This window comes from Simplicispira sp., assembly GCF_028687295.1.
GTDB classification, from domain to species: domain Bacteria; phylum Pseudomonadota; class Gammaproteobacteria; order Burkholderiales; family Burkholderiaceae_C; genus Simplicispira; species Simplicispira metamorpha.
In genome coordinates this window covers 1-2,791 of the sequence record NZ_JAQUAL010000233.1, presented here as the reverse complement: position 1 = coordinate 2,791, position 2,791 = coordinate 1, and the positions used below count along the sequence as shown (strand labels likewise).

Here is a 2,791-nt window from a genome sequence, read left to right as displayed (position 1 = left end):
GCCAGCCGCTGGCCATACACGGCGTGGGCATTGCCCGCCACGGCCCAGCCCGCAGGCACCTGTACGGCCTCGGGGGCGCACAGGCCAAAGTCATCGTCGCCTTGCCAAATGCCGTCGTGCCATTGGTAGCGGGCGCTGTAGACCTCGTCCATGCGCGCGTCCAGCGTGGCCAGCACCTGGGTGCAGCCGTGCTGGTGGCGCGCTTCTTCGGCCACGGCGGCCAGGGTGTCGATGGGCAGCACCGCAATGGCCTGCCCGCTGTGGGCGCCAAAGGCCATGCCCTGGGCCACCGCGCAGGCGGTGCGCAATCCGGTAAACGACCCCGGCCCGCGTCCGAAGGCGATGGCATCGAGCTGGGCAAAGTCCAGCCCCGCCTCGGCCAGCAGGCGCAGCGCGGTCGGAATCAGCGTGGCCGAGGCCTGCGCCCCGCCGGGGCCGCTGTGTGCCCACACGGTGTCGGCATCGCCACGCGCTACGGCGATCGAAAGGGTGTCGGTACTGGTGTCAAAAGCAAGCAAATTCATGGTGCAGTGCGCTCTTTAGGCGTTGGTCTGGCCGCTGGCGGCGGTGGGCGTGGGCGGCGTGGTGCTGCGGCGGCTGCCCAGCACGCCAAAAAAGATGCCCAGGGTCACCAGCAGCAGGCCCGCGCCCAAATTCCAGTGCAGCGGCTCGCCCAGCAGCCACACTGCGCCGATGGCCGACAGGCCGGGCACCAGCGCCGTGATCATGGTCGAGCGCACGGGGCCATAGTGCTGGATCATGCGCGTGAAGGTGATGCCCGAGATGACCACCGAGCCCACGCCCTGGAACACCATCTGGAACAAGATTTCGCTCCAGGGCGCCTGAGCGAGCTGGCTGCCCGCCAGCTGCAACGCGGCCAGCAGCGCATACATGGGCACATACACCGTGCAAGCCAGCGCGGTGATGGCGATGGTGGCATGCACGGCACCCACGCCGTGGCGCCGCGCCAGCACGCTGTAGGTGGCCCAGCAGCTGGCCGCGCCCATGAAGAGCAGATCGCCCTTCCAGACATCGCCGCCGTCAAACGCTGCCAGCAGGCTGCGCCCGCCCACCAGCACATCGCCCGCCACGATCAGCGCCAGCCCGGTGGCGCGCGCGGGCGTGATGCGCTCGGCCAGCAGCAGGGCGGCCAGCAGCGCTGTCCACAGCGGCAGGCTGCCCGGCATCAGCACCGAGGCGTGGGTGGCCGGGGCGTAAAAAAAGCCCGAATACGCCAGCAAGGCATAGACCACGCCGCCAAACAGGCCCAGCTGCACCGTGGTGCGCAGCGGCAGCGGCGACAGCCCCGCCAGGCTGGACGTGGCCACCGTGCCCGCCGGTGCGGCGGTGCGGTGGCGCACGATCCACCAGCCCCAGGGCAGCAGCACCAGGCTGGCACCCACGATGCGCAAAAAAGCGATATCGAAGGGCGTCAGCGTGCGCTGGGCCGATGCCCGGGCAATGACGATAAAAGCAGTCCAGATGGTGACGGTGACCAGGGCCGCAACAAGGCCCTGGGCCCGGGGAGAAAAACGCATGGCCGCGATTATCCGCGCGCCTTGCCAGACTGCAGCGGGCCGGGGTTTGTGCGGCGGGCGCGCCCTACACTTGCCGCCATGTGCTCTTCTTTGTGTTCTTTGCCAGCGGCTTTGCCCCGCTGGCGCGCTTTGCTGTGGGGCGCTGCCGCTGTGTGCGCGCTGCCCGCTGCGCTGGCGCAAACCCCGCGCGTGCCCGCCGTACCCGCCGTACCCGCCACTGCGCCGCTGGCGGCATCGCCTGCTGCCAAGGCCTTGTCGGCCCCGGCCTCTGCACTGGCGCTTGCGCCCGCAGCCACGCCTTCAGGCGCCGCCACGCGAGCGCTGCCCCCCGCCGTGCAGGCCGCGCTGGCACGGGCGCAGTTGCCGCTGGATGCGCTGTCGGTGCTGGTGGTCGATGCCCAAGGTGGCGCCGCCCCGCGCCTGACCCACCGCGCCCAGGTACCCATGAACCCGGCCTCGGTGATGAAGCTGGTCACCACCTTTGCCGCGCTGGACGTGCTGGGGCCCGCCTATGTCTGGAACACGCCGGTCTATATCGACGGCACCGTGCAGGACGGCAGCCTGCGCGGCAACGTGTATGTGCGCGGCCAGGGCGACCCCAAGCTGGTCATGGAGCGCCTGTGGCTGCTGTTGCGGCGCCTGCAAGGCCAGGGCATCCAGGTGATCGTGGGCGACATCGTGCTTGACCGCAGCGCCTTTGCCCTGCCCGCCCACGACCCGGCGCAGTTCGACGGCGAGCCCCTGCGCCCCTACAACGCCGCCCCCGACGCCCTGCTGCTGAACTTCAAGGCCGTGGCCATGGGCTTTGTGCCCGATGCCCAGGCGGGCACGGCGCGCGTGCAGTTCGATCCGCCCCTGGCCGGGGTGCAGACGCAAACGCGCGTGCCGCTGGCGCCGCCGGGCACGGCCTGCGGTGACTGGCGCGCCAGCCTGCGCGCCGAACTGGCCGACCCCGCGCGCCTGGCCTTTTTGGGCGCGTACCCGGCCTCCTGTGGCGAACGCAGCTGGGCCGTGGCCTATGCCGACCCCGGCGCCTACGCGGCGCGCGCCATCGAGGGCCTGTGGCGCGAGCTGGGCGGCAAGCTCACCGGCAGCGTGCGCTATGGGCCGGTGCCCGCCGCCTTGCAACCGGCCTTCAGCATGGCCTCGCCGCCGCTGGCCGAGGTGGTGCGCGACATCAACAAATACAGCAACAACGTCATGGCGCAGCAGCTGTTTCTGACACTGGCGCTGAACGCCCACGGCACCGCCAC

3 protein-coding genes are annotated in these 2,791 nt (G+C 70.8%); 1 reads left to right on the top strand and 2 read right to left on the bottom strand.

Going from position 1 to position 2,791, the window contains the following annotated elements:
• Both tsaB and PHX69_RS16025 read right to left on the bottom strand, forming a co-directional pair.
• A partial coding sequence (gene tsaB, locus PHX69_RS16030) for a tRNA (adenosine(37)-N6)-threonylcarbamoyltransferase complex dimerization subunit type 1 TsaB (protein ID WP_288045134.1) occupies nt 1-524 on the bottom strand: 524 nt, incomplete at its 3' end.
• A 15-nt stretch (nt 525-539) separates the two neighbouring features.
• Nucleotides 540-1,538, bottom strand: coding sequence for a DMT family transporter (locus PHX69_RS16025; protein ID WP_193552718.1), 999 nt, complete (start codon nt 1,536-1,538; stop codon nt 540-542).
• A gap of 225 nt (nt 1,539-1,763) precedes the next feature.
• On the opposite strand from PHX69_RS16025, the gene dacB reads away from it, so the two are divergent.
• Nucleotides 1,764-2,791, top strand: a 1,028-nt coding sequence (gene dacB, locus PHX69_RS16020) for a D-alanyl-D-alanine carboxypeptidase/D-alanyl-D-alanine endopeptidase (protein WP_502958555.1), incomplete at its 3' end; no start/stop codon positions are given.